This window comes from Photobacterium sp. WH77 (assembly GCF_022014395.1).
GTDB classification, from domain to species: domain Bacteria; phylum Pseudomonadota; class Gammaproteobacteria; order Enterobacterales; family Vibrionaceae; genus Photobacterium; species Photobacterium arenosum.
Map to the genome: position 1 here is coordinate 265973 of NZ_JAKLTE010000003.1, position 19787 is coordinate 285759.

Genomic DNA, 19787 nt, shown 5'->3' on the forward strand with positions numbered 1-19787 from the left:
ATGGGAGCCGGGTCAGTCCAGCGTTTTCTTAAATCGCCAGGAAGCCAGCAGCAACCCGAGCAAGGTAAAACCCAGCAGCCAAAGTGCATCTTTCCACAGCACAGCCACATCGGCGCCGCGCAGCACTATACCCCGTATCATGCGCATAAAATGGGTAGCAGGCAGAATTTCTGCAATCCATTGGGCAGCCACGGGCATACCTTCATACGGGAACATAAAGCCGGATAACAAAATAGAAGGCAGCAGAATGAACACTGTCATCTGCATGGCTTGCAGTTGAGTCTGGGCAATTGTCGAGATCACCAGCCCCAGAGTCAGGCTGGCAGCAATAAATAGCAAGGTGCCCAACAGAATCTGGCTGACCGGGCCATTAATAGGCACCGCAAAAATGTAATGACCCAGCCCAAGAATAATCACCACCTGAATCAGACCAATAACGATATAAGGAGCAATTTTTGCCAGCATAAGTTCAAGGGAATGCACAGGTGTGGTGATCAGCAACTCCAGATTCCCCCTTTCCCGTTCACGGACTATCGCCGCAGAGGTGAACAGTATCATGGTCATGGTGAGTATTACGCCGAGTAAACCCGGCACAATATTCACCGCCGTTCGCCGCTCCGGGTTGAAGTACAGCGCGACTTCAAAGGTCGGTGTCATCACACTCGACTGCTGCGCTTTGTAATCCGAGACCAGATGATCGACCGGCATATTCTGTAATTGCAGTAAAGCAGAACTGACCATAGTATCTGAGCCATCCACCAGCCATTGCCCGGCTTTTCTGTGCTGTGCCAATCGTTGATCCAGATCCCTCGGCAGAACAAGCACACCGCGTACCGTCCCGGCAGTAATGGCTTGTTCACCTTCTCTGGGCGTGGCGTAAGTAGCAACCACAGTGACCACCTGAGTGGCTTTAACCGCTTCGGTGATCACCCTGCCATACTGAGACTGGCTTTGATCCACAATCGCCACGGGAATATTGCGCACATCCGTATTGATGGCAAAGCCAAACAACAACAGCTGTATCAGAGGGATCATCACTACCATGCCAAAGGTAATTCTGTCGCGGGACAACTGGCGAAATTCTTTCACCAGAATTGCTTTCATTCTGATAAGACTGGAGGTGATAACATTCATTACCTGCTCCCTGTGCTGGTCACAAAAACGTCTTCCAGACTGGGGCGAACCACATCCAGCTCAGCCTGAGCCAGTGCCGGCACCTGACGTTTCAGCCAGGCCACGGGGTCAGATTCTTCTGCGCGCACCAAGACCCGCAGACGAATACCTAACTGCGCTGCAGACACCACGGCCGGAATGGCCAGCAAACTGTCTTTAATCTGCCTGAGTCCCGGTGCCTGAATTTCAACCACACTGACCCCCATCTGCTTCATCAGGGTATCAGGCGGGCCGTCTGCCTTTATTTCACCGGCTTCCATAATCGCCAGCCCGTGACAGCGCTCAGCTTCGTCCATGTAATGAGTCGTCACCAGAATGGTGGTGCCAGCGTCAGACAAGTCAAAAAGCTGCTCCCAGAAATCACGCCGCGACTGGGGATCCACCGCGGAGGTCGGTTCGTCCAGAAACAGTAAATCGGGCTTGTGCATCACAGCCGCCGCAAGGGCGAGCCGCTGTTTCTGCCCGCCACTCATGCTGCCAACCCGTTGTTTCATCAATTCATTGAGGTTATAAATGCTGCCGAGCTCTGCCACCCTGGGTTTCAGCTCTCTGCCTGGTAAACCATAAATCTGACCAACAAACTGCAGGTTTTCTTTGACTGACAGATCCTCATACAAAGAAAATTTCTGCGTCATGTAGCCAATTTTCATCCGTAGCGCTTCCGCCTGTTCAGGAATACGCAGGCCAAGCACTTCAATCGTTCCCTCACTGGGGCTCAGCAGTCCGGTTAACATACGCAGCGTTGTGGATTTGCCACAGCCATTCGGCCCCAGAAAGCCGTAGATGTTGCCCTTGGGTACTTGCAGGTTCAGCTTGTTCACTGCGGTAAAATCGCCGAACCGCCGCGTCAACCCTGTTGCCTTGATAGCAAGATCACTCAAGGGGCATCTCCACTTGGACAGGTACGCCGGCTGGCAAGGTCTCGGCATCCGACAAATCGAACTCAGCCAGATAAACCAACCGCGCCCTGTCGTCTTCATTCAGCGCGTAGTAAGGAGTAAAGGCCGGCTCTGTCGCAATCCAGCGCAAAGTGCCTTCATAAGGCTCTGAAACGCCATCGACATACACCTTTGCCACGCTGCCGGGCTGCAATGCAACTCGGTATGGTTCAGGGACATACACTCTGGCATAAGGCTGGCTGTCAGCCAGAATGACGGCAACAACGGCGCTCATGGGCACTCGCTCGCCCAGATTATACGGCAGGCTGTCCAAAATACCGTCGCGAGTCGCCAAGACAGTGAGGTCATTAAAAATCCGCTGCTGCAGCGCCACATTGGCTGTTGCCGCTTCCAGTTCCGCCTGCGCCTGCTGAATGTCTTCAATTCTTTCGCCCCGGGTCAGCTTGGTAAAATTCTCCCGCGCCTCAGCCACTTGCGCCCGAGCACTGTCACGCTCAGCTTTTGCGGTATCCCGCTCGGCCACACTGATCAGTTTCTGCCGCACCAGGCTCTCTCTGCGCAGATAGGTTTTTTCAGCATCGGTCAAACGGGCATTCGCCTGTTCAAGCTGCGCCTTAGCCGCCGCAATATCTTCCACCCGCTCACCGTTAGTGAGCCGAAGCAGATAAGCCGCCGCTCTGGCCTGCTCGGCTTTAACCTGCGCCAGAATAGCGGCCTGGCGGGTCGTGTCCAGCCTGACCAGCACCATTCCGGCTTTCACTGACTGACCTTCGGCTACCGGCATGTCGCGGATGATTTCATTTGCCGTCGCCGTCAACGTAATACGATCGCGCTCCAGAGTGCCCAGTGCCAGAGAAGACGGACGATTGTCGCACCCAGCCAGTAACAAGAGAGTCAGCACCATAAATTGCAATGACCCAACAGATTTCATTTAGCGCCACTCCAAGACAGGCTGTAAGGTAAACCTAGTTAAGATAAGGTGAAATTCAATGTGTTAGCACAAGCATGCCGTAATTTCATACTCATTACTGCTGCATATTTCTCACTTCGCGACAGATGAGGAATATGCCCAACAGGCATTGATCATGGTCCAATACTGACGGCCAGCTCATCACTCCCCCTTGTACTGCCAACAAAAGCCATTAGAATGTCGCGCAATGAAATGCACTTCATTATCAAGTAAAAGTAAAATTTTTCTCTGACTTTTAAGGGAGTACCATGTCACTGTTGGGATATTTACGCTGGATAACCTTTTCTCTTTTCCTTTTCACCAGCCCCACAGCTTTTTCCACTACCATCACCGACAGTCTTGGGAACCCGTTTACCCTGGACGCACCACCCCAACGCATTATCACACTGGAGTATGCCTTCGCTGATGCACTGGCAGCTATTGATATCAGCCCCGTGGGGATTGCCGATGATAATGATCCGCTCAATCTGCATCCTGCGGTATTGGCGAAGCTGGAGGGATGGGTATCCGTCGGTGGCAGAGCGACGCCCGATCTTGAACAGATCGCGGCGCTGAAACCGGATTTGATTATCGCCGATGTTAACCGGCATCAGGCGATTTATGCCACGCTCAGCCAGATTGCCCCGACGGTACTGCTGGCATCCCGCGGTGAAACCTACCAGGAGAACCTTGACGTTGCCCTGAAGATTGGCGACATCGCAGGCCATCCTGATGTCATGCAGGCACGGCTTCTGCAACACAAAGATACTATGCAGGGTGCGGCGAACGCACTCAGCCGCTTTCACGGTAAGAGCGTGCTTTTCGCTGTGGCGTCCGAAAATGGCTTATACGCTTATTCCGGGGCCGCCTACCCTGGCGGCGTATTGAAAGCCCTCAAGCTAACGGTGCCCGAGAAAGTCGGCGAAGAAGACAGAGCACTGAGACAGCTGACTTTTGACGATATCGCAAGCATGGATCCCGACATTCTGCTATCCGGCAACATGGAACCTGGCAGTATTCTAGAACAGTGGCAGCAACGGCCTGCCTGGCAATCGCTGAAGGCCGTTTCCAGCGGGCAGCTCATCGGTGTCGACGGTAATCACTGGGCCAGCTGCCGGGGTATGCTGGCTTCTGAAGCCATGGCAGACAACCTGCAGCAAGCCTTAACTATGACTCCAGAGCCACAATCCAACGTCTTACCAGTTGAGTGGGATCTCAGTATAGAGCCGGAATAATACATTCTCGTCCCAAGGCAGGATCGGCGCTTTACCCTGGACACGGTAAGGCGTCAGGTTATAGCGGGTGTATGACACCGAGACATTCAGGCTGTTCATAACGGGATGGAGAATCGGGTAATGGATCGCCAGAAAGAGTTGGTTTTCCAGCCAGTTATCCTGATCTCGCCACTGCTGCCAGTAGCCTTCCCAGCTAAATGTATTCTTTACAGAGCGCCGAAAAAACAGCTTCCAGGCTAATGCGTCACTGCTGCGTTTCAGTGCTTCCCGGCTATAGCCTCTGGTTTCAGGGACATCGTCATCGAACTCCAGCCCGTAGTAGCCGGCGCCAAGTGCCAGCCCGACAGCGTCAGCCTGGCGCTGATAATTCACTACAATCCCCAATTGTGCCTGCAGAGCTTCTTCCACGCCGAACACCGTATTCTGAAGCCAGCTGACACCCGTCTGCCAGCCAAGTGTTATGCCAGAATCATCCAGGTTAACCAGAGGTTGGGATAGCGAGCCGCCCGCCATAGTCCAGAAAGGGTCATGATCAGGATCCAGATGATCACTATCGTTATCATAATAAGCAATAATACTGGCTTGCCCGGCCAGACTGTCGGCATTGGAATAGAACAGGCCGAGGCCAAGATTCCCCCCTGGGGTATCCGAGTCTGCCTCGGGTACCCAGGTATCATGCCCCCCGATCGAGGTGGTTGTATGCCAAGCCGCATGATTCGCAGGCGAAACAAAGCATACCGACACCAAGACCAATCCAGCCAACTTAACACTGACACGACACCCGATACCTGTCATTACAAGACTACACTCAACCCAGCTCATTACTGACAGCTTAGTTTGCTCTTGTTGACTGGGTAGTAATAAATGCACTATGTCCAACAGCCTGGACAATTATTAGACTAATGCTCTGATTTCGTGTTCCGTAGCATTATCGAAGATCTGAGAAATTGTAACAGCCAAGCAGATAAAATCATTGAATCACATTTCATCACTGAGCGAACCCACACCCCAATATTATTCTAAATATTGAGGTGCGGATACTCAGTCAATTATTGTTTAACCGCTGTCATCAGTGGTCGCTTCCACGAGCCATTGAGTACAACTTCCTCAGGTATATATAATCGTAAAATAGCGTAAAATGATTATCACTGGTGCTGGAGAAAACGGCGTGGTTCTGATTTAGTTAAAGTAACTTAACGCAATGATTATTAACACAAAAAAGTCAGCGCATGGCACTTGTAACGCTATCGACAAGTATTTCCCACGCTATCTTTCTGAGTTCTGTTTTAAATTCAATCGGTATTTTTATTTAGAAAAGACGCTCGAACAGCTGATCTATTCAAGTATTCAAACACCACCGATGCCCCAGTGCCTACTTAGGCTAGCTGAGGCTCGGCGGTAATCAATAAATATTAATAAAACACTCACTTTTTACCCTCAGTCAGGGTATTAAAGCTCGTGATCAGATTGCGGTAATCCGGGATATGATTTGAAAATAATGCGCCGAGTCCTTCAATGTCATTTCGCCAGTCACGGTGAAGCTCGCAGGCTAACCCGAACCAGGTCATTAACTGCGCGCCCGACTGAGACATACGATCCCAGGCAGAATGGCGGGTCACTTCGTTGAAAGTTCCGGAAGCATCGGTGACGACGAAGACATCGAAACCTTCTTCAATCGCTGACAATGCCGGGAATGCAACACAGACTTCAGTCACTACACCCGCAATAATAAGCTGTTTTTTACCGGTCGATTTAACCGCTTTCACAAAGTCTTCATTATCCCAGGCATTGATTTGCCCCGGCCGGGCGATATACGGCGCATCCGGAAATTGCTCTTTCAGTTCAGGAACGAGAGGACCATTAGGACCCGTTTCAAAACTGGTTGTCAGAATCGTTGGCAGCCCGAAATATTTTGCTAAATCACCGACTGCCAACACATTATTTTTGAATTTATCAGGGTCTATATCCCGAACCAGTGACAAAAGGCCGGTCTGGTGATCCACCAGCAACACTGCTGCATTATTTTTATCAAGCCGAACATATTGTTTACTCATGGTTTTCTCCTTCCCCGTTCTGTGAGTGCCATACACTTTTCACGAACTGCCATGAACGGTGGCCGATGACAGCATCGTATAAAAGTAGATACTGCTCGCAGGGAAGAGTAGGGTGCTAAAATGAGTATCAGTGTCCTATTTTCAGAACAATGTATACGATGCACGATCTGAACGATCTCTACTATTTTGTTCAAGCTGTAGATCATGGAGGATTTACTCACGCCGGTAAGGCGTTGGGTATCCCAAAATCCAAGCTCAGCCGCCGCATTGCTAACTTAGAAGACAAGCTCGGTGTCCGGCTCATTCAACGTACCACACGCCAGTTTATAATGACGGAAATCGGCCGTGCTTATTATGAACATTGTAAAGCCATGCTGGTAGAAGCGGAGGCGGCGCAAGAGGTCATTGAGACAACCCGGGCTGAGCCGCGAGGTGTTATTCGTATAACTTGTCCGGTTGCATTGTTACATCAGCACATCGGACTGATGCTGGCTGATTTCATGGCCATGTATCCGCAGATTACCATCCATCTGGAAGCCACTAACCGCCGGGTTGATGTGGTCAAAGAAGCCATCGATATCGCCATCCGTGTCCGGCCACCCCCAATCCAGGACAGTGAGCTTGTTATGCGTATCTTAGCGGTGCGAGGTCAGTGTCTGGTGGCGAGCCCGGATCTGATTCGACAACTCAACCCGCCTGTCACCCCGCATGATCTGACTACCCTGCCCAGTCTCGGGCTGAGTAGTCAGCAGAAGGTTTTCACCTGGAAGCTGTTTAGTTCGGATCAATCTGAAATCACAGTGCAGCATACTCCCCGCTTTATCACGACCGATATGATTGCCTTACGTACTGCAGCTTTAGCTGGTGTGGGTATCGTTCAGCTCCCATTACTTATGGTGCAAAAGCAACTTAAACAGGGCCTGCTCGTCAGAGTGGTGCCTGATTGGTCTCCTCACCAGGAAATTATTCATGCCATATTCCCAACCCGGCGCGGATTATTACCTTCTGTTCGCACGCTCATTAACTATCTTGCACAAAGGTTCAATACCATCGATGAAGAATAATGGTTGCTTTGCTCTCACGGTAAAATGCCGTTAGCATCCATGATATCAGTCAAGGGCTATTATCAACCCTTCGTGTCTGACTTATACACGTCAGCTTACCCCTTCATATAACATCGAATTAAATCTTTCACCTTTTCTCCGCCAAAGCATTAGATATTACTAAAGTATAATAAAAGAATTAATAAAATTGTTGTTAACCGAAAGCTTATAAAAACCCAACACCAACCGCCTTTCGTAGCATTCATTACAAATAATTAACGGCAACCCGTTTTGCTCACATTAACAACGTCCAGATAAAGACGGCGCTCGAACGAAAATTAGATGGACTTTATTTTTTCATTTTGATAATTTCAATAAAAGAATAAAAAAACAGTGAATAATACACCACAAGGAACAGCAAAACAGAAAACTCTTTATTAGCTTCCAGCCCATATACAAACATGAAAAATGTTCCTTTTATTTTCACAAAGAAGATTAATTAGAAAACCACAACATTAGATAATAATAAATTAGCAAAAACGTACTTTTAAAAGGTATCCATCACGTTCGTGTATTCCAGAAAAACCTCAAGACGCGTTAACACTCCTATTATATAAGGAAACCTTTATGGCCAAATTTAAGCAATTAGCGCTCATCGCTTTACCCTTATTCAGCCTGACTCCAGTTGCTCACGCCTCATTGTACGCCGACTGTATTGCCTCCGGTGAGGCACTTGTCGACGCCAGGTTCGGAGGCTCCTATACCAAAGATGTGGATGATTCTTCTCAGGATCTGGCCTCTTCTACCATTAAAGGTTATCTGAACGTGCAAGGCCGCAGCAACTGCCTGCGTGTTGAAGGTATTGCCGGTATTGATGGCAAATTACTGAATAATGATATTCAGGTGGCGTCTGTCACCGCAGGTGCCACAGCAACCAATGCAGCGCAATTCGGCGTTGATGGTCGCGTCAATGTGATGGGTACCGATATCCTTTCTCAGGAATACACCATGTCCGCAGAAGAAGGGCCATCGCTGAAGAAAGACCTGCCGATTCTGCCCATTCCGGATCTTGGCCTGTATGCGGGTATCCCGCTGGGACCTGTCATTCTGGATGTTGGTGTCGGCGTAAGGACCAAGCTCAACGTGGCACTGGAAGCAGGCTACGACAATCTAGCACTGACCGCCAAAGCCGTGCCCAGCGCCGATGTGACAGGATTCACTGAAGCCTCCGCCCGCATTTTGCTGAATAAAATCTCTCTCGGTGGTGAAGTGTCTATTATCTCGGATGATCTGGCCTTTGAAGCCTATGGTCGCTGGGATGCGCCGCAAAATGGTTTTGCGTTTGGTTACGGCATTACCAATACCGCCAATCTGGCCGGTGGCAATATTTACGGTTCGGTGAACGATAAGTACAAATTGACCATCTATGAATGGCCTGGCTACACCTTTGAGAAAACATTAGCGCAAGGAAGCACTTTCCTGCCCGTTCAGTAATCTCAGCGCCCTTCCTCCCCGCATCCACAGTGCGGGGAGCATCTCTGTGTCATGAGTCAATATTCTATGAAGAACAAATTACTTTTTATCCTGCTGCTGGTCAGCTGCGTAGCCGCAGGTGCCGCGCTGTTTCGTCTCTCAGAATCGCCCGCTTCCGCCGTACCTGACCATGAATCCGATTCTGCCTTAGTCCAGCCACCCGCCACGCAAACAAGCACGAACAGCAATACGCCGGCTTTTCAGCACACTGGCATGCCGTCTTCACACAGTGACAACACCGCCTCTGAGGCATTTGCTAAACAAGTCTTTGCGCTGCAATACAGTGCCGATATCGCTTTTTCGGCCCCTGGCACCACAGTTGAGCAAACGATCCGTTTTGATATTACCGGTGAAATGTTCCAGTACCGGCAATTCCAGGATGATCTCATCTACAAGCTGATAAGAATACCGTCGCCGGACATCACTGCCGTCGTCAATCAGCAGGCCAATCCCGAGATAGTGGCGGCAATTCGTCAGCAGGTGCAGCAAGGGATAGAGTTCATCAGCTCCGCTGAAGGTGAGATCCTGGAAGTCTATCTGACACAGCCTCATCCGTCGCTGAAATCCATGGAGACGATCGCCTTCATGATGCAACACATTATTCCGGAAACGCTCAGCGGCAACGCGCAATGGCAACGCTCAGAAAAGGATTACAACGGCGAGTTCACCGCATTCTACAGCCTGCAGCCGGACACCACGCCGACGCCGGCAACCGACAGCTACACCTTATTCAAACGCCGTGAACTGGACAAAGCCGTCTATGACCAAGCCCGTGGATTGGCTCAGGCCCGCGGACTGGCAAACACACTCAAGCCTGTCTACTCCTTCAGCCATCAGGCTCGCTGGGATCAGCAAGACAGAATGCTGCAATCGTTGTCTGTGGATGAAAGCGTCCAGCATCTGCTCAACGACCAGGCGCTGGCAAGCAATAACAACCGCTTGGTGCTTAACCTGACGTCATGGTCTCAGAGCATCAGTCAGGCTGAACTAGCCCTGATCCAACAGGTTCAATCGCAGCGTCAGATCGAGTTAACCGCCGCTGAGGTGTTTCTCTCCACCGGGGGCAAAGCCAGTCAGGGGGCCGGCGCTCAGAAAGCAGCGAGTGCTGAGCAACAAAAGTCAGATCAGACAACTCAGGGTATCAACACCTCAGCGGAAGAGGCTTATCAGGAAATTAAAGACCTTTATGATGCCATGCTGTCGCTGGATGGTCTGGAAAGGGTTAAAGCCGAAAGCCAGCTGAGCGCCCTGCTGCAGAACTTTGCCCGCGCCTATCCCGGCGATCTGGATCTGCTGACCGATGATCTGGCGAAATTTGGTACTCATGAACCGGGGTTCAGCCTGTATCTGAGTGCACTGAGTACAGTGGCCAGCCGCGCTTCGCAGGAAGCAATGCTAACCACGCTGAATACCAGGATGAATGAGAATCAGGCGGCGGCCTCAATCATGGCGTCGCTGGCGCTGTCGCCGCAGGGCAATACACAAACCTTTGAACGCTTCTCCAATATGGTCGGCAACAGCCCATTGGCGGCGTCGATGCCAGCCAATGTCGATCTGGCCAAAAGCGCCATGGTTCAGCGTATGGGTGTGGAAGACAGCACCACAGCCAACGCTTATGTCTCTGATCAATTGCGGGAACTCAGATCTGCGCCCGATACCTCGGCGACCCTTCATCATCTAACAGTGCTGGGAAATATGGGGCAATACCTGAGCTTCGGAGATTTGCACACTTATACCGAGCAATCCAATACCGACATTCGCCAGCGGGCTACCCATGCCTTGCGGTTTGTCCCCGGCTCGGATGCCACCGACTATTTGTTGCAGACGCTCAAAGATGACACGAATGTCACCACCCGCGAAGTGGCCGCCAATTCTCTCAGTTATCGCGCGCTGGACAACACGACTCTGGAGCAACTCCGACAGCAGATTGAGACTGAATCCAGCCAGCAGATCAAAGACAGATTGCAGGACATAGTCGATAAAAATGCACAAGAAACGAGTGAAATAGCTCAGTAGATCCCAGTATCAGCAGCCCTCGATTTCAGTCGCTCTCGGTATCAACCAGAGAGCAACTGAACCGTACCTTTTGCGTGTAGTGGCAAAAAACACACTTTTCTGCGCCACTACACGCAGCAGGCTGGACGGGATTTCATGGCGTGCTAGATACGCAACTAAGCCGGATAATACTTACGCTTCATTTTCAGCGCGACATTCACCAAGGCAATCAAAACCGGTACTTCCACCAATGGGCCAATTACACCGACAAAAGCCTGATCGGAATTCAGGCCAAAAACCGCAATCGACACCGCAATAGCCAGCTCAAAATTGTTGCCTGATGAGGTAAAAGCAATCGAGGTATTCTGATCGTAAGGCAAGCCCATTTTTTTGCCGATAAAGAAACTGGCAAAAAACATGATCAAGAAATAAATCACCAGCGGTATCGCTACCTGTACGACATCCATTGGCAGCTCAATGATCATTTCGCCTTTCAGGCTGAACATCAGCACTATGGTCGCCAGCAAAGCAATTAAGGTGATCGGCGAAATGCGCGGGATAAAGACCTGGTTGTACCAATCCTCGCCCTTGGCAGCGACCAGCCATTTGCGGCTCAGAAAGCCCGCAAGGAAAGGTATGCCAAGATAAATCAATACACTCTCAGCGATGTCGATAATGGTAATATCAACCGCAAATCCCTGCAGCCCGAACATGGGTGGCAGTACCGTAATAAACAGCCAGGCCATCAAGCTATAAGTGAAAATCTGGAACACGCTGTTCAGGGCAACCAGGGTCGCCCCGTACTCTTTGTTGCCGCCACTGATATCATTCCATACCAGCACCATAGCAATGCAACGTGCCAGACCAATCAAAATCAGCCCAACCATGTATCCCGGCTGATCACGCAGGAAAATCACCGCGAGTGAAAACATCAGAATCGGGCCGATAATCCAGTTCATGATCAGCGACAGGGTGATGGCACGCTTATCCCGGGTCACCTCACCCAGCAAGCTGTAGTTCACCTTCGCCAACGGCGGGTACATCATCAGAATCAAGCCAATCGCCAGCGGAATATTGGTGCTTCCCACTGACATCGACTCATTCCATTGCGCCACCTCAGGAAAAGCCACCCCCAGGCCGACACCTGCCGCCATGGCTAAAAAAATCCAGACGGTTAAATACCTGTCCAGAAAACGCATTTTATGGGATACAGCCACATCCGCGCAGGCTTGTGTATTTGTCATGCTAGATTCTCTATCTCAATTAGATGCTTCGCTGATTAACACGTTCAGATAACTTTTCAGCACTCTCTACACGCTCAGAATAGCGGTCAACAAGCCAATTCTTATTGTCGCGGAGCAATAAGGTAAACTTAAATAATTCTTCCACCACATCGACGATGCGCCGATAGTAGGCGGACGGTTTCATTCTGCCATCCTCTTCAAACTCCATGTATGCCTTCGCCACCGAAGACTGGTTGGGAATCGTAAACATCCGCATCCATCGGCCCAAAATGCGCATCTGGTTTACCGCGTTAAACGACTGGGAGCCTCCTGAAACCTGCATCACTGCAAGCGTTTTACCTTGTGTTGGCCTGACGGAGCCAATACTCAGCGGTATCCAGTCGATTTGGCTTTTCATAATGCTTGTCATCGCACCGTGCCGCTCCGGTGAGCACCATACCTGGCCTTCCGACCACATCATTAACTCCCGCAGTTCTGCCACCTTAGGATGAGACACCTCGCAGGTATCAGGCTGAGGCAGGCCAGCAGGATTAAAAATGCGTACTTCCGCGCCCATGGCGGTGAGCAACCGAGCAGATTCCTCTATCACTAAGCGGCTATAGGATCGCTCGCGGAGTGAGCCGTACAGCAGCAGAATTCGCGGTGGGTGCGTGGCATACTGACGGCAAAGCATATCGGTCTCCGGAATGTGAAATTCATCCGTTTCTATATTTGGCAACAGTTCTGGCACCTCAGGCATAATAACCTCCTAAAAATCACATAGGTTTGCAGAAAGCGAATGCAGTTCTGCCGTAATCAGCGCTTGATTGTTTTTCAGTGTGTGGTTCAAAACCTCCTGCATCCATACAGGGAGTTCGTCATTCAGCCGGTAATACACCCACTTGCCACGACGTTGATCGCTGACCAGACCATTCTTCCGGAGTTCAGCCAGATGGCGAGACACTTTAGGCTGGCTCAGATCCAGCGAAGACATCAGGTCGCACACACATAACTCGCCCTTAGACATCAGCAATAACAATGATTTAAGCCGAGTTTCCTCGGCCAGTGATTTGTAAAACGTTAATGCGTCACACATGGCTCTATCATATATGAAATTTCGAATATGATGAGGTTATTGGGTTACGGCCCGCAAGTCAATACTGTTTGAGGTGCTAGCAAGGAGCAGTACTTTCCTCTGCTTGCATTAGGTAAGAAAGCCGATGGGCGGCAACTCTCATGTCTGTAGCCGGGTAAGCTCGTTGTCCGCCATCAATGCAAATATTACCCTTCAGCCATCGATGACCGACTGATACCACCGAGCCTTTTCTCCAACAGCTCTGAAGCTAAATCAATGAAATACCTCAGCTTTGGTGGCATAAATTGTTGTCGGGGATAAACAATATGAATCGGATCAGCCTTTGCGTGCCATTCAGGTAGAATACGCACTAACTTGCCTGCATGACCCGTATTTTCATACAAATACGTCGGTAATAACGCAATGCCCTCGCCGGCAATCGCCATGGCATGCATGAGCCCGACATCATTCACCACGACGGTACCGGGCATAGGGACAGTGACGCTGTTGCTCTGGTTGTACAGTGTCCAGGATGCTTTACCTAATGCGCTGAATTGCAGGCACGAGTAATGACGAAGATCCTGAGGGTTTTCGGGGGGGTCAATTGTTTCTAAAAATGCCGGACTCGCAAAGGGTGCCCAGCATGCCGTTCCGACTTTTTTTGCTACTAAGGTTGAGTCGGCCAGCGATCCCGTCCTGATCGCAACGTCAATACCTTCTGCAATCAGATCGACATACCGGTTCATTAAGACCAATTCCAGGGTGACTTTCGGGCAATGCTGCCTCATTGTCGAAATGATCTCAGACAGAATATGATCACCGAGATCGGCCGGTGCCGTAATACACAAGCGACCCGCCGGTTCCGCCACCGACTCCACGACTGCCGATTCTGCATCAAGGATATGATGCAGCCCTTTCGCGGCATGCTTAAAGTAAATTTCCCCCGCCTCGGTTAATTGCAATTTTCGGGTTGTGCGTTGCAACAGTGTCACGCCGAGCCGCTTTTCAAGCCGCGCAACACGCGTACTGATGGTTGATGTCGGCGAGCCAATCAGCCTTGCTGCTGCACTAAAGCTTCCGGATTCAACAACCTTCACGAAGACTGCGGTTTCATTAAAGTCCATTGTTCATCTCATTGAAAAGTGTTTTTGAATTTTACTACCTAATAAAAGAGCTGAGTATCAACTACATTAAGATTCATGCAATCTTGAGGAGTTGAATGATGAAAAAGCTTTCGTTTATTAAAAAAAGTAACGGTAATCATTGGGTCGGAGATGGTTTTCCGGTACGGGGTATTTTTTCTTATGCCGATATTGCACAAGAAATGTCGCCATTTTTATTAATGGACTACGCCGGACCCGCTTATTTTCCACCCACAACAAACAAACTGGGTGTGGGCCAGCATCCGCATCGCGGTTTTGAGACCGTCACCATCGTTTATGACGGCGGCGTATCACACCGTGACTCTTCCGGTGCCGGTGGCACGATCGAGCCTGGTGATGTTCAGTGGATGACTGCCGCTTCAGGGATCATCCATGAAGAATATCATAGCCCGGCGTTTGCTCAGTCTGGCGGGGCCTTCGAAATGGTCCAGCTGTGGGTGAACTTACCGGCAAAAGATAAGATGACATCGCCTTCCTATCAGGGAATTACCAACGCGGAGATACCTGAAGCCTCTCTGCCAGACGATGCCGGTATCGCTCGCATCATTGCCGGTTCCTATGAACACACTACCGGGCCAGCCAGCACATTTACCCCGATGAATGTTTGGGATTTGCGTTTAAAAGCCAATCATCACATTTCCTTTCAACTGCCGGAAGGACATACCACTGCGCTTTTCATTCTGAAAGGTAAGGTCAAGATTGAGGACAAACATCTTGTTCATGAAGCTGAACTCGCAGTCATGGAACGTGAAGGAGACGTTTTTAGCTTCAGTGTAGAAGAAGAGACAACTGCGCTGTTACTGAATGGCGCGCCATTAAACGAGCCTGTTGTCGGTCACGGCCCTTTTGTAATGAACACCCGTGAAGAAATTTCACAGGCAATCTTTGATTACAACAACGGCCAATTTGGAAAAATCAGCTAAATAAAGCACTTACTGAGGAATTAATAATGAGCTCTCCAGCTAATTTCGGAAATACAAAACCAACAATCGATCCCGCCGATAGCGTAATGCTACTGATTGATCACCAAAGTGGTCTGTTCCAAACCGTCGGTGACATGCCTATGCCAGAACTACGCCAACGGGCTGCTGCCTTAGCGAAAATGGCTACTTTGTCAGAGCTTCCTGTCATTACAACAGCGTCCGTACCTCAGGGGCCTAATGGTCCGTTGATTCCAGAGATACATGAAAACGCTCCGCATGCTCAATATGTGGCGAGAAAAGGTGAAATTAATGCATGGGACAACCCTGACTTTGTCAATGCTGTAAAAGCAACAGGGCGAAAAACACTCATTATTGCCGGCACGATTACCAGTGTATGTATGGCATTTCCCGCTATCAGTGCTGTCTACGATGGCTATAAGGTTTTTGCGGTTGTGGATGCCTCGGGCACCTACTCGAAAATGGCCCAAGAGATCACACTTGCTAGAGTGGTACAAGCTGGTGTGGTTCCTATGGATACCGCCGCTGTTGCATCTGAGCTACAAGGCACCTGGAATCGTGAAGATGCGATGGAATGGGCGGCAATTTATACCAAGATTTTCCCGGCCTACCAACTCCTGATTGAGAGCTATGGTAAAGCGCAAGATGTTGTGAAAAATAATGAAACGTTAGACTCACAACGATAACGTCTCCTTTCAAGGTGATGATTCTGTACAAGACATCGCGTTGAAAAAGAGGGGGCATTCATGCCCCTGCGGTGTATGGCTGGCTCTGATGAATGCCATCTGAGCCAGCCATTTTTTGGTGTCCGCACGATGGGCAGAAAACCGCTACCTGCGTGCGAATTCCCCTGCTTCCAGTATTTTTAAACGCCCGGCTTCATGATCAGCCGCCAGTTTAGTATCCAGATCTTTGGCATATGTAAAGCAAGGCCGTGCAGTGACCCGCGCCAGGTACTGAGTAATCACAGGATCTGGCTCAACCGATCCAAATGCCGTGCAATATTTCAGTGCTGTTGCCCATAACAGATCAGCCGCCGTAAAACGCTCTCCCAGCAAATAAGGGCCTGCCCTGAGTTGCTCAATGAGTATCCCGAGCACAGTGTCGTAGTCTCCGTAAGGGCTGACCTTTTGCTCATTGGGCACCCACCCCATGGCTTTGTCGCAAACAGCGGGTTCAAAGCAGGCGGAGTAATAGAGCATCCAACGCAAATAGGGACCACGCAGCGGATCGCTCAGGCCGGGAGCCAGGCCGCCGGAGGAAAATAAGTCAGCCAGATACAGATAGATTGCTACCTGATCAGTAATCAAGGCACCGTCATCAAGTAAAGCCGGTACCTTCCCCAGCGGGTTAATCGCCAGATAGGCCGGTTGTCTGTTCTCCTCCACCAGCATATTCAGCACATTCAGTTTAAAAGGCACATTCAGCTCGTTAAGCAGGATCAGAACGCTGGACGAGCGCGTATGCGGTGAATGGAAGAATACCAGTTCGTTACCAAGTGCTTTATCGGACATTGTTATTTCCTGTTGTTGTTATCAGTCCGGGTCACTATATTGGCCATACCTGTCAGATTTTGTCAGGTTTATAAACGATCCTGACTCTTTCTGATTTCTTTCTTTAACGGTGGAAAAGCTGATGCGCGCCAGTCGACTCCTGACCATTCTGATGACCCTGCAATCCCGCGAGCAAGTCAGTGCAGCAGAGCTCGCCCGCGACTGTCAGGTTTCTGTCCGCAGTATCTACCGCGACATCGACAGCCTGAGTGCGCTGGGTATCCCTGTATACAGCGAACAGGGCGTCAATGGGGGTTACCGGTTGCTGGAAGGCTACCGAACACAGCTCAATGGTTTCTCAAAACAGGAAATCGAAACACTTTTCATGCTCGGTTTGTCCGGCCCGATGCAGGAACTGGGACTCGCGCCCGCCATGTCGGAAGCCAGACTGAAGTTACTGGCTGCCATTCCGGTCAGTCTCCGCACTCACGCCGAACGATTTCAGTCCAGTTTTCTACTGGATACCCCAGGCTGGTTTACAGAAAAGGAAACCGTTGGCGACCTGCCGCAGCTGTTCAACGCAATCTGGCAGAAAAACCAGATCAAGTTTGATTATCAAAGCTGGCGTGGCAGCAGCCAGCGGGTCGTGAATCCGCTGGGTATGGTGTTAAAGGCTGGCACCTGGTATTTGGTGGCTCAGTCTCAGATGCAGGTCAAAACTTACCGGGTTGCCCGCATTCAGGATCTGAGTATCCTGAATCACTCTTTTGAATCACCGGTGCCCTTTGACTTATCCGCATACTGGCAGCAAAGCACCCGCCAGATGGAAACTGAACTCTACCCCTACACAGCAGAGATCAAACTCACCGCCAAAGGGCTCAAGATGTTACATAGCCTGAGTCCCCCTTATGTCCGGCAACACACACAAATTACTCACACAGATAATACGGGCTGGACAAGCGTCACCTTACCCTCAGGCAAAACCGAACAGGCGGTGGTGGAAATGCTGAGATTCGGACCGGAAGTTCAGGTTATCCAGCCTGAAGCGTTGCGCCAGGCAATGAAAGACGTCATAGAAGTGATGGGGCAATATTATGACGAGTCACGCACTGAATGACTGGAATCACCCGTAATTTGCCTCACCAGATAGCGCATCACTGACCTTATCTTCTGCCTGACGCGTACAGCCCGACCAGTCTGGACAGCAAGATCACGGTATAAAGCACACCGATGACGGCTTCGAGCGATGCAACAGCCTGAGCATAAAATCCCACTGGCGTTATATCACCATATCCCAGGGTAGTCAGCGTGATATAACTGTAATACACCATCTGCTGCCAGTTGATTATTGCGCCAGAGCTCACGATAAACGAACCGGGAGCAACCCATTCAATCAGTGCAAAAATGGCGGCAAACCCTGAGCCAATCACAAGATATAAAGAGGTCGCTGAAAGTACCACATCGGCCATCACGGTACGGGCGCGAAATGTATACAATGCCAGTACCACGACCATCGCGAGATGATAGACAATTGAAGTGAGAAAAACAGCCAGCGCCGCTGACTGGCTCGGAAGGTAAGAATTGTTCAAACCCGCCATCAGAACGGCCAGACCACTTACAGCGACAAAGCCCCGCAACCAGACATCGCCGGTTAGCGCCCATGTCGCAGCAACGAAAATAACAGCGTAAAAACAATAAAACACGGCAGGCCATATCCCGCCTGCCACCGACAGCGGATAGGTCAGGTTGTGCAAAAGGATGGCGCATAGCAGGGTCAGGTTGACGGCCACACCCCGAGTTGCAGCCAGCGGTTGCCCCGTCATGCCCGATTGCCCTCCCCCCCGAATCGGGCAAGTGATAAGAGAATGCCCAACACACCAGTGCCGAGCCAGAGCCCCAGCCAATGGAAAGAAAAGGCCAGCCAGCTCCAGAGGACAAGCGCTACAACAGCAATCAGGTAAGCAAACGGCATTTTCTTCGCTATGGTCCGGCGAAACATAGCGCTGCCGAACAGAAAAATCGACGGGCCGGCAGCAGCCGCCGTCACAACCGGCAGATGGACCGGCTCCAGGGGGTGATCGACAATGAGTTCAATCGCAACCGCTGTCACTATTGCACCACCCACCATAATGCCATGCGCATAAGCCAGACTGGCTCTGGCTAGCTTAGTATGATCAGCTTCCTGCAGAAAACGATGCTCCCCCGCTTCCGTCAGGTGCACAAAATATATCCACCACAGCGTGACAATCAGAAAAAAGCCCACAGTAGCCGCAGCCAGCGTGTCAGCCTGCAGCGCATTTCCCACTAACAACCCACCCAACAATAGGATGGATTCACCCAATGCAATAATGAACACCTGCTGATTCCGCTCCAGCAGATGTAATCCGCGCAACGGCCAGCTTTCCATTGGCGTCGCCCCTTTACCGGGCAACCAGAACCCCACGTATGGAGCGGCGTAGTCAATCACCACAGCCAGCATCCAGCATCCTAATCGGAGTTCAGGCAGCCAAACGCCTGCCATCCAGAAAAGGCCGGATATTCCACTCCAGGCACCAAGCTGAGCGTAGTTCTGCCCCATCCTTTCGCCCCGGAAAACAAGCGCCATATATCCGGCACGGGTCAAGGCCATCACCACGTAAGCACCGGCAAAGAGCCCAGCCCTTGAAGAAAACGCCAGAGGCATAGCAATCGCCATCAGCAATGCACAGGCCATCAGCACAACCATCAGCATCCGGCCGCGGGCGTGATCCGGATCCAGCCAGTTAGTGGCCCATGCGGTATAGTTCCAGGACCACCATACCGCGGCAAACAGCGTTAAAGCCTCCAGTGCCCCCAGCCAGGAACTGTGTGCCAGCAAGAAGTGCGAGAGCTGAATAATCGTGAACACATACACCAAATCGAAAAACAACTCGATATTGGTCACATGGGGATGCTCGTCTGTCGCCAACTGGCGCAACGCGACTTTTGGAGCAAGCTTAAGAATCATGGACTGTATCATCTGCCTTCCCGGA

19 protein-coding genes and 1 pseudogene are annotated in these 19787 nt (G+C 50.7%); 8 read left to right on the forward strand and 12 right to left on the reverse strand.

Annotation, left to right across the window (positions count from 1 at the left end; translation table 11 throughout):
* Positions 1-12: 12 nt before the first annotated feature.
* From L6J37_RS05020 to L6J37_RS05030, 3 genes are read right to left on the reverse strand one after another with little or no spacing between them, the layout of a single operon-like run.
* Positions 13-1134 (reverse strand): ABC transporter permease, encoded by a 1122-nt coding sequence (locus L6J37_RS05020; RefSeq protein WP_192014799.1) that lies wholly within the window; start codon positions 1132-1134, stop codon positions 13-15.
* A complete protein-coding gene (locus L6J37_RS05025; RefSeq protein WP_237794365.1) occupies positions 1134-2054 on the reverse strand; it encodes an ABC transporter ATP-binding protein in 921 nt (306 codons plus the stop codon). Before L6J37_RS05025 ends, L6J37_RS05020 begins: the two co-directional genes overlap by 1 nt.
* A complete protein-coding gene (locus L6J37_RS05030) occupies positions 2047-3003 on the reverse strand; it encodes an HlyD family secretion protein (RefSeq protein ID WP_442957000.1) in 957 nt (318 codons plus the stop codon). Before L6J37_RS05030 ends, L6J37_RS05025 begins: the two co-directional genes overlap by 8 nt.
* A gap of 287 nt (positions 3004-3290) precedes the next feature.
* Between L6J37_RS05030 and L6J37_RS05035 the strand changes: the two genes are divergently transcribed.
* Complete coding sequence (locus L6J37_RS05035) at positions 3291-4256, forward strand: ABC transporter substrate-binding protein (RefSeq protein WP_192014797.1); 966 nt, start codon at positions 3291-3293, stop codon at positions 4254-4256.
* On the opposite strand, the gene L6J37_RS05040 is transcribed toward L6J37_RS05035, so the two are convergent.
* A complete protein-coding gene (locus L6J37_RS05040) occupies positions 4218-5078 on the reverse strand; it encodes a hypothetical protein (RefSeq protein WP_237794367.1) in 861 nt (286 codons plus the stop codon). The genes L6J37_RS05035 and L6J37_RS05040 overlap by 39 nt on opposite strands.
* A gap of 370 nt (positions 5079-5448) precedes the next feature.
* Between L6J37_RS05040 and L6J37_RS05045 the strand changes: the two are divergent.
* Positions 5449-5658 (forward strand): annotated as a pseudogene (locus L6J37_RS05045) (IS1595 family transposase); the annotation flags it as partial.
* A gap of 22 nt (positions 5659-5680) precedes the next feature.
* Here the strand turns inward: L6J37_RS05045 and ycaC are convergent.
* Positions 5681-6310 carry an isochorismate family cysteine hydrolase YcaC gene (ycaC, locus tag L6J37_RS05050; RefSeq protein ID WP_192014795.1) on the reverse strand — a complete coding sequence of 210 codons (630 nt, stop codon included), beginning with the start codon at positions 6308-6310 and terminating at the stop codon, positions 5681-5683.
* A gap of 158 nt (positions 6311-6468) precedes the next feature.
* Here ycaC and L6J37_RS05055 point away from each other — a divergent pair, with 158 nt between their 5' ends.
* From L6J37_RS05055 to L6J37_RS05065, 3 genes are all read left to right on the forward strand, one after another.
* Positions 6469-7374 (forward strand): LysR family transcriptional regulator, encoded by a 906-nt coding sequence (locus L6J37_RS05055; protein ID WP_192014794.1) that lies wholly within the window; start codon positions 6469-6471, stop codon positions 7372-7374.
* A 606-nt stretch (positions 7375-7980) separates the two neighbouring features.
* The gene (locus tag L6J37_RS05060) at positions 7981-8847 is read left to right on the forward strand and encodes a hypothetical protein (RefSeq protein WP_218383619.1); all 867 of its coding nucleotides are present in this window, start codon (positions 7981-7983) and stop codon (positions 8845-8847) included.
* 51 nt (positions 8848-8898) lie between these two features.
* On the forward strand, positions 8899-10902 hold the full coding sequence (locus tag L6J37_RS05065; RefSeq protein ID WP_192014792.1) for a hypothetical protein: 2004 nt from the start codon (positions 8899-8901) through the stop codon (positions 10900-10902).
* A gap of 155 nt (positions 10903-11057) precedes the next feature.
* Here the strand turns inward: L6J37_RS05065 and arsB are convergent, their stop codons facing one another.
* The 4 genes from arsB to L6J37_RS05085 all read right to left on the reverse strand — a co-directional run bounded on the left by arsB (position 11058) and on the right by L6J37_RS05085 (position 14303).
* The gene (gene arsB, locus L6J37_RS05070; protein WP_218383623.1) at positions 11058-12125 is read right to left on the reverse strand and encodes an ACR3 family arsenite efflux transporter; all 1068 of its coding nucleotides are present in this window, start codon (positions 12123-12125) and stop codon (positions 11058-11060) included.
* Between the two features lie 19 nt (positions 12126-12144).
* Positions 12145-12864: an arsenical resistance protein ArsH gene (gene arsH, locus L6J37_RS05075; protein WP_218383625.1), complete on the reverse strand. Its 720-nt coding sequence runs from the start codon at positions 12862-12864 to the stop codon at positions 12145-12147.
* 9 nt (positions 12865-12873) lie between these two features.
* Complete coding sequence (locus tag L6J37_RS05080) at positions 12874-13200, reverse strand: metalloregulator ArsR/SmtB family transcription factor (protein ID WP_192014789.1); 327 nt, start codon at positions 13198-13200, stop codon at positions 12874-12876.
* A 185-nt stretch (positions 13201-13385) separates the two neighbouring features.
* Positions 13386-14303 (reverse strand): LysR family transcriptional regulator, encoded by a 918-nt coding sequence (locus tag L6J37_RS05085; protein WP_192014788.1) that lies wholly within the window; start codon positions 14301-14303, stop codon positions 13386-13388.
* 95 nt (positions 14304-14398) lie between these two features.
* Here L6J37_RS05085 and L6J37_RS05090 point away from each other — a divergent pair, with 95 nt between their 5' ends.
* Positions 14399-15265, forward strand: a complete 867-nt coding sequence (locus L6J37_RS05090; RefSeq protein WP_237794368.1) for a pirin family protein — start codon at positions 14399-14401, stop codon at positions 15263-15265.
* A 26-nt stretch (positions 15266-15291) separates the two neighbouring features.
* The gene (locus tag L6J37_RS05095) at positions 15292-15969 is read left to right on the forward strand and encodes a hydrolase (RefSeq protein ID WP_192014787.1); all 678 of its coding nucleotides are present in this window, start codon (positions 15292-15294) and stop codon (positions 15967-15969) included.
* A 144-nt stretch (positions 15970-16113) separates the two neighbouring features.
* On the opposite strand, the gene L6J37_RS05100 is transcribed toward L6J37_RS05095, so the two are convergent.
* Complete coding sequence (locus tag L6J37_RS05100) at positions 16114-16797, reverse strand: glutathione S-transferase family protein (RefSeq protein ID WP_192014786.1); 684 nt, start codon at positions 16795-16797, stop codon at positions 16114-16116.
* Between the two features lie 121 nt (positions 16798-16918).
* On the opposite strand from L6J37_RS05100, the gene L6J37_RS05105 reads away from it, so the two are divergent.
* The gene (locus L6J37_RS05105) at positions 16919-17893 is read left to right on the forward strand and encodes a helix-turn-helix transcriptional regulator (protein WP_237794369.1); all 975 of its coding nucleotides are present in this window, start codon (positions 16919-16921) and stop codon (positions 17891-17893) included.
* Between the two features lie 46 nt (positions 17894-17939).
* On the opposite strand, the gene L6J37_RS05110 is transcribed toward L6J37_RS05105, so the two are convergent.
* Positions 17940-18599 (reverse strand): potassium channel family protein, encoded by a 660-nt coding sequence (locus L6J37_RS05110; protein WP_192014784.1) that lies wholly within the window; start codon positions 18597-18599, stop codon positions 17940-17942.
* Positions 18596-19774, reverse strand: a complete 1179-nt coding sequence (locus L6J37_RS05115; RefSeq protein ID WP_237794370.1) for a low temperature requirement protein A — start codon at positions 19772-19774, stop codon at positions 18596-18598. The genes L6J37_RS05110 and L6J37_RS05115 overlap by 4 nt, the downstream gene beginning before the upstream one ends.
* Positions 19775-19787: the final 13 nt, after the last annotated feature.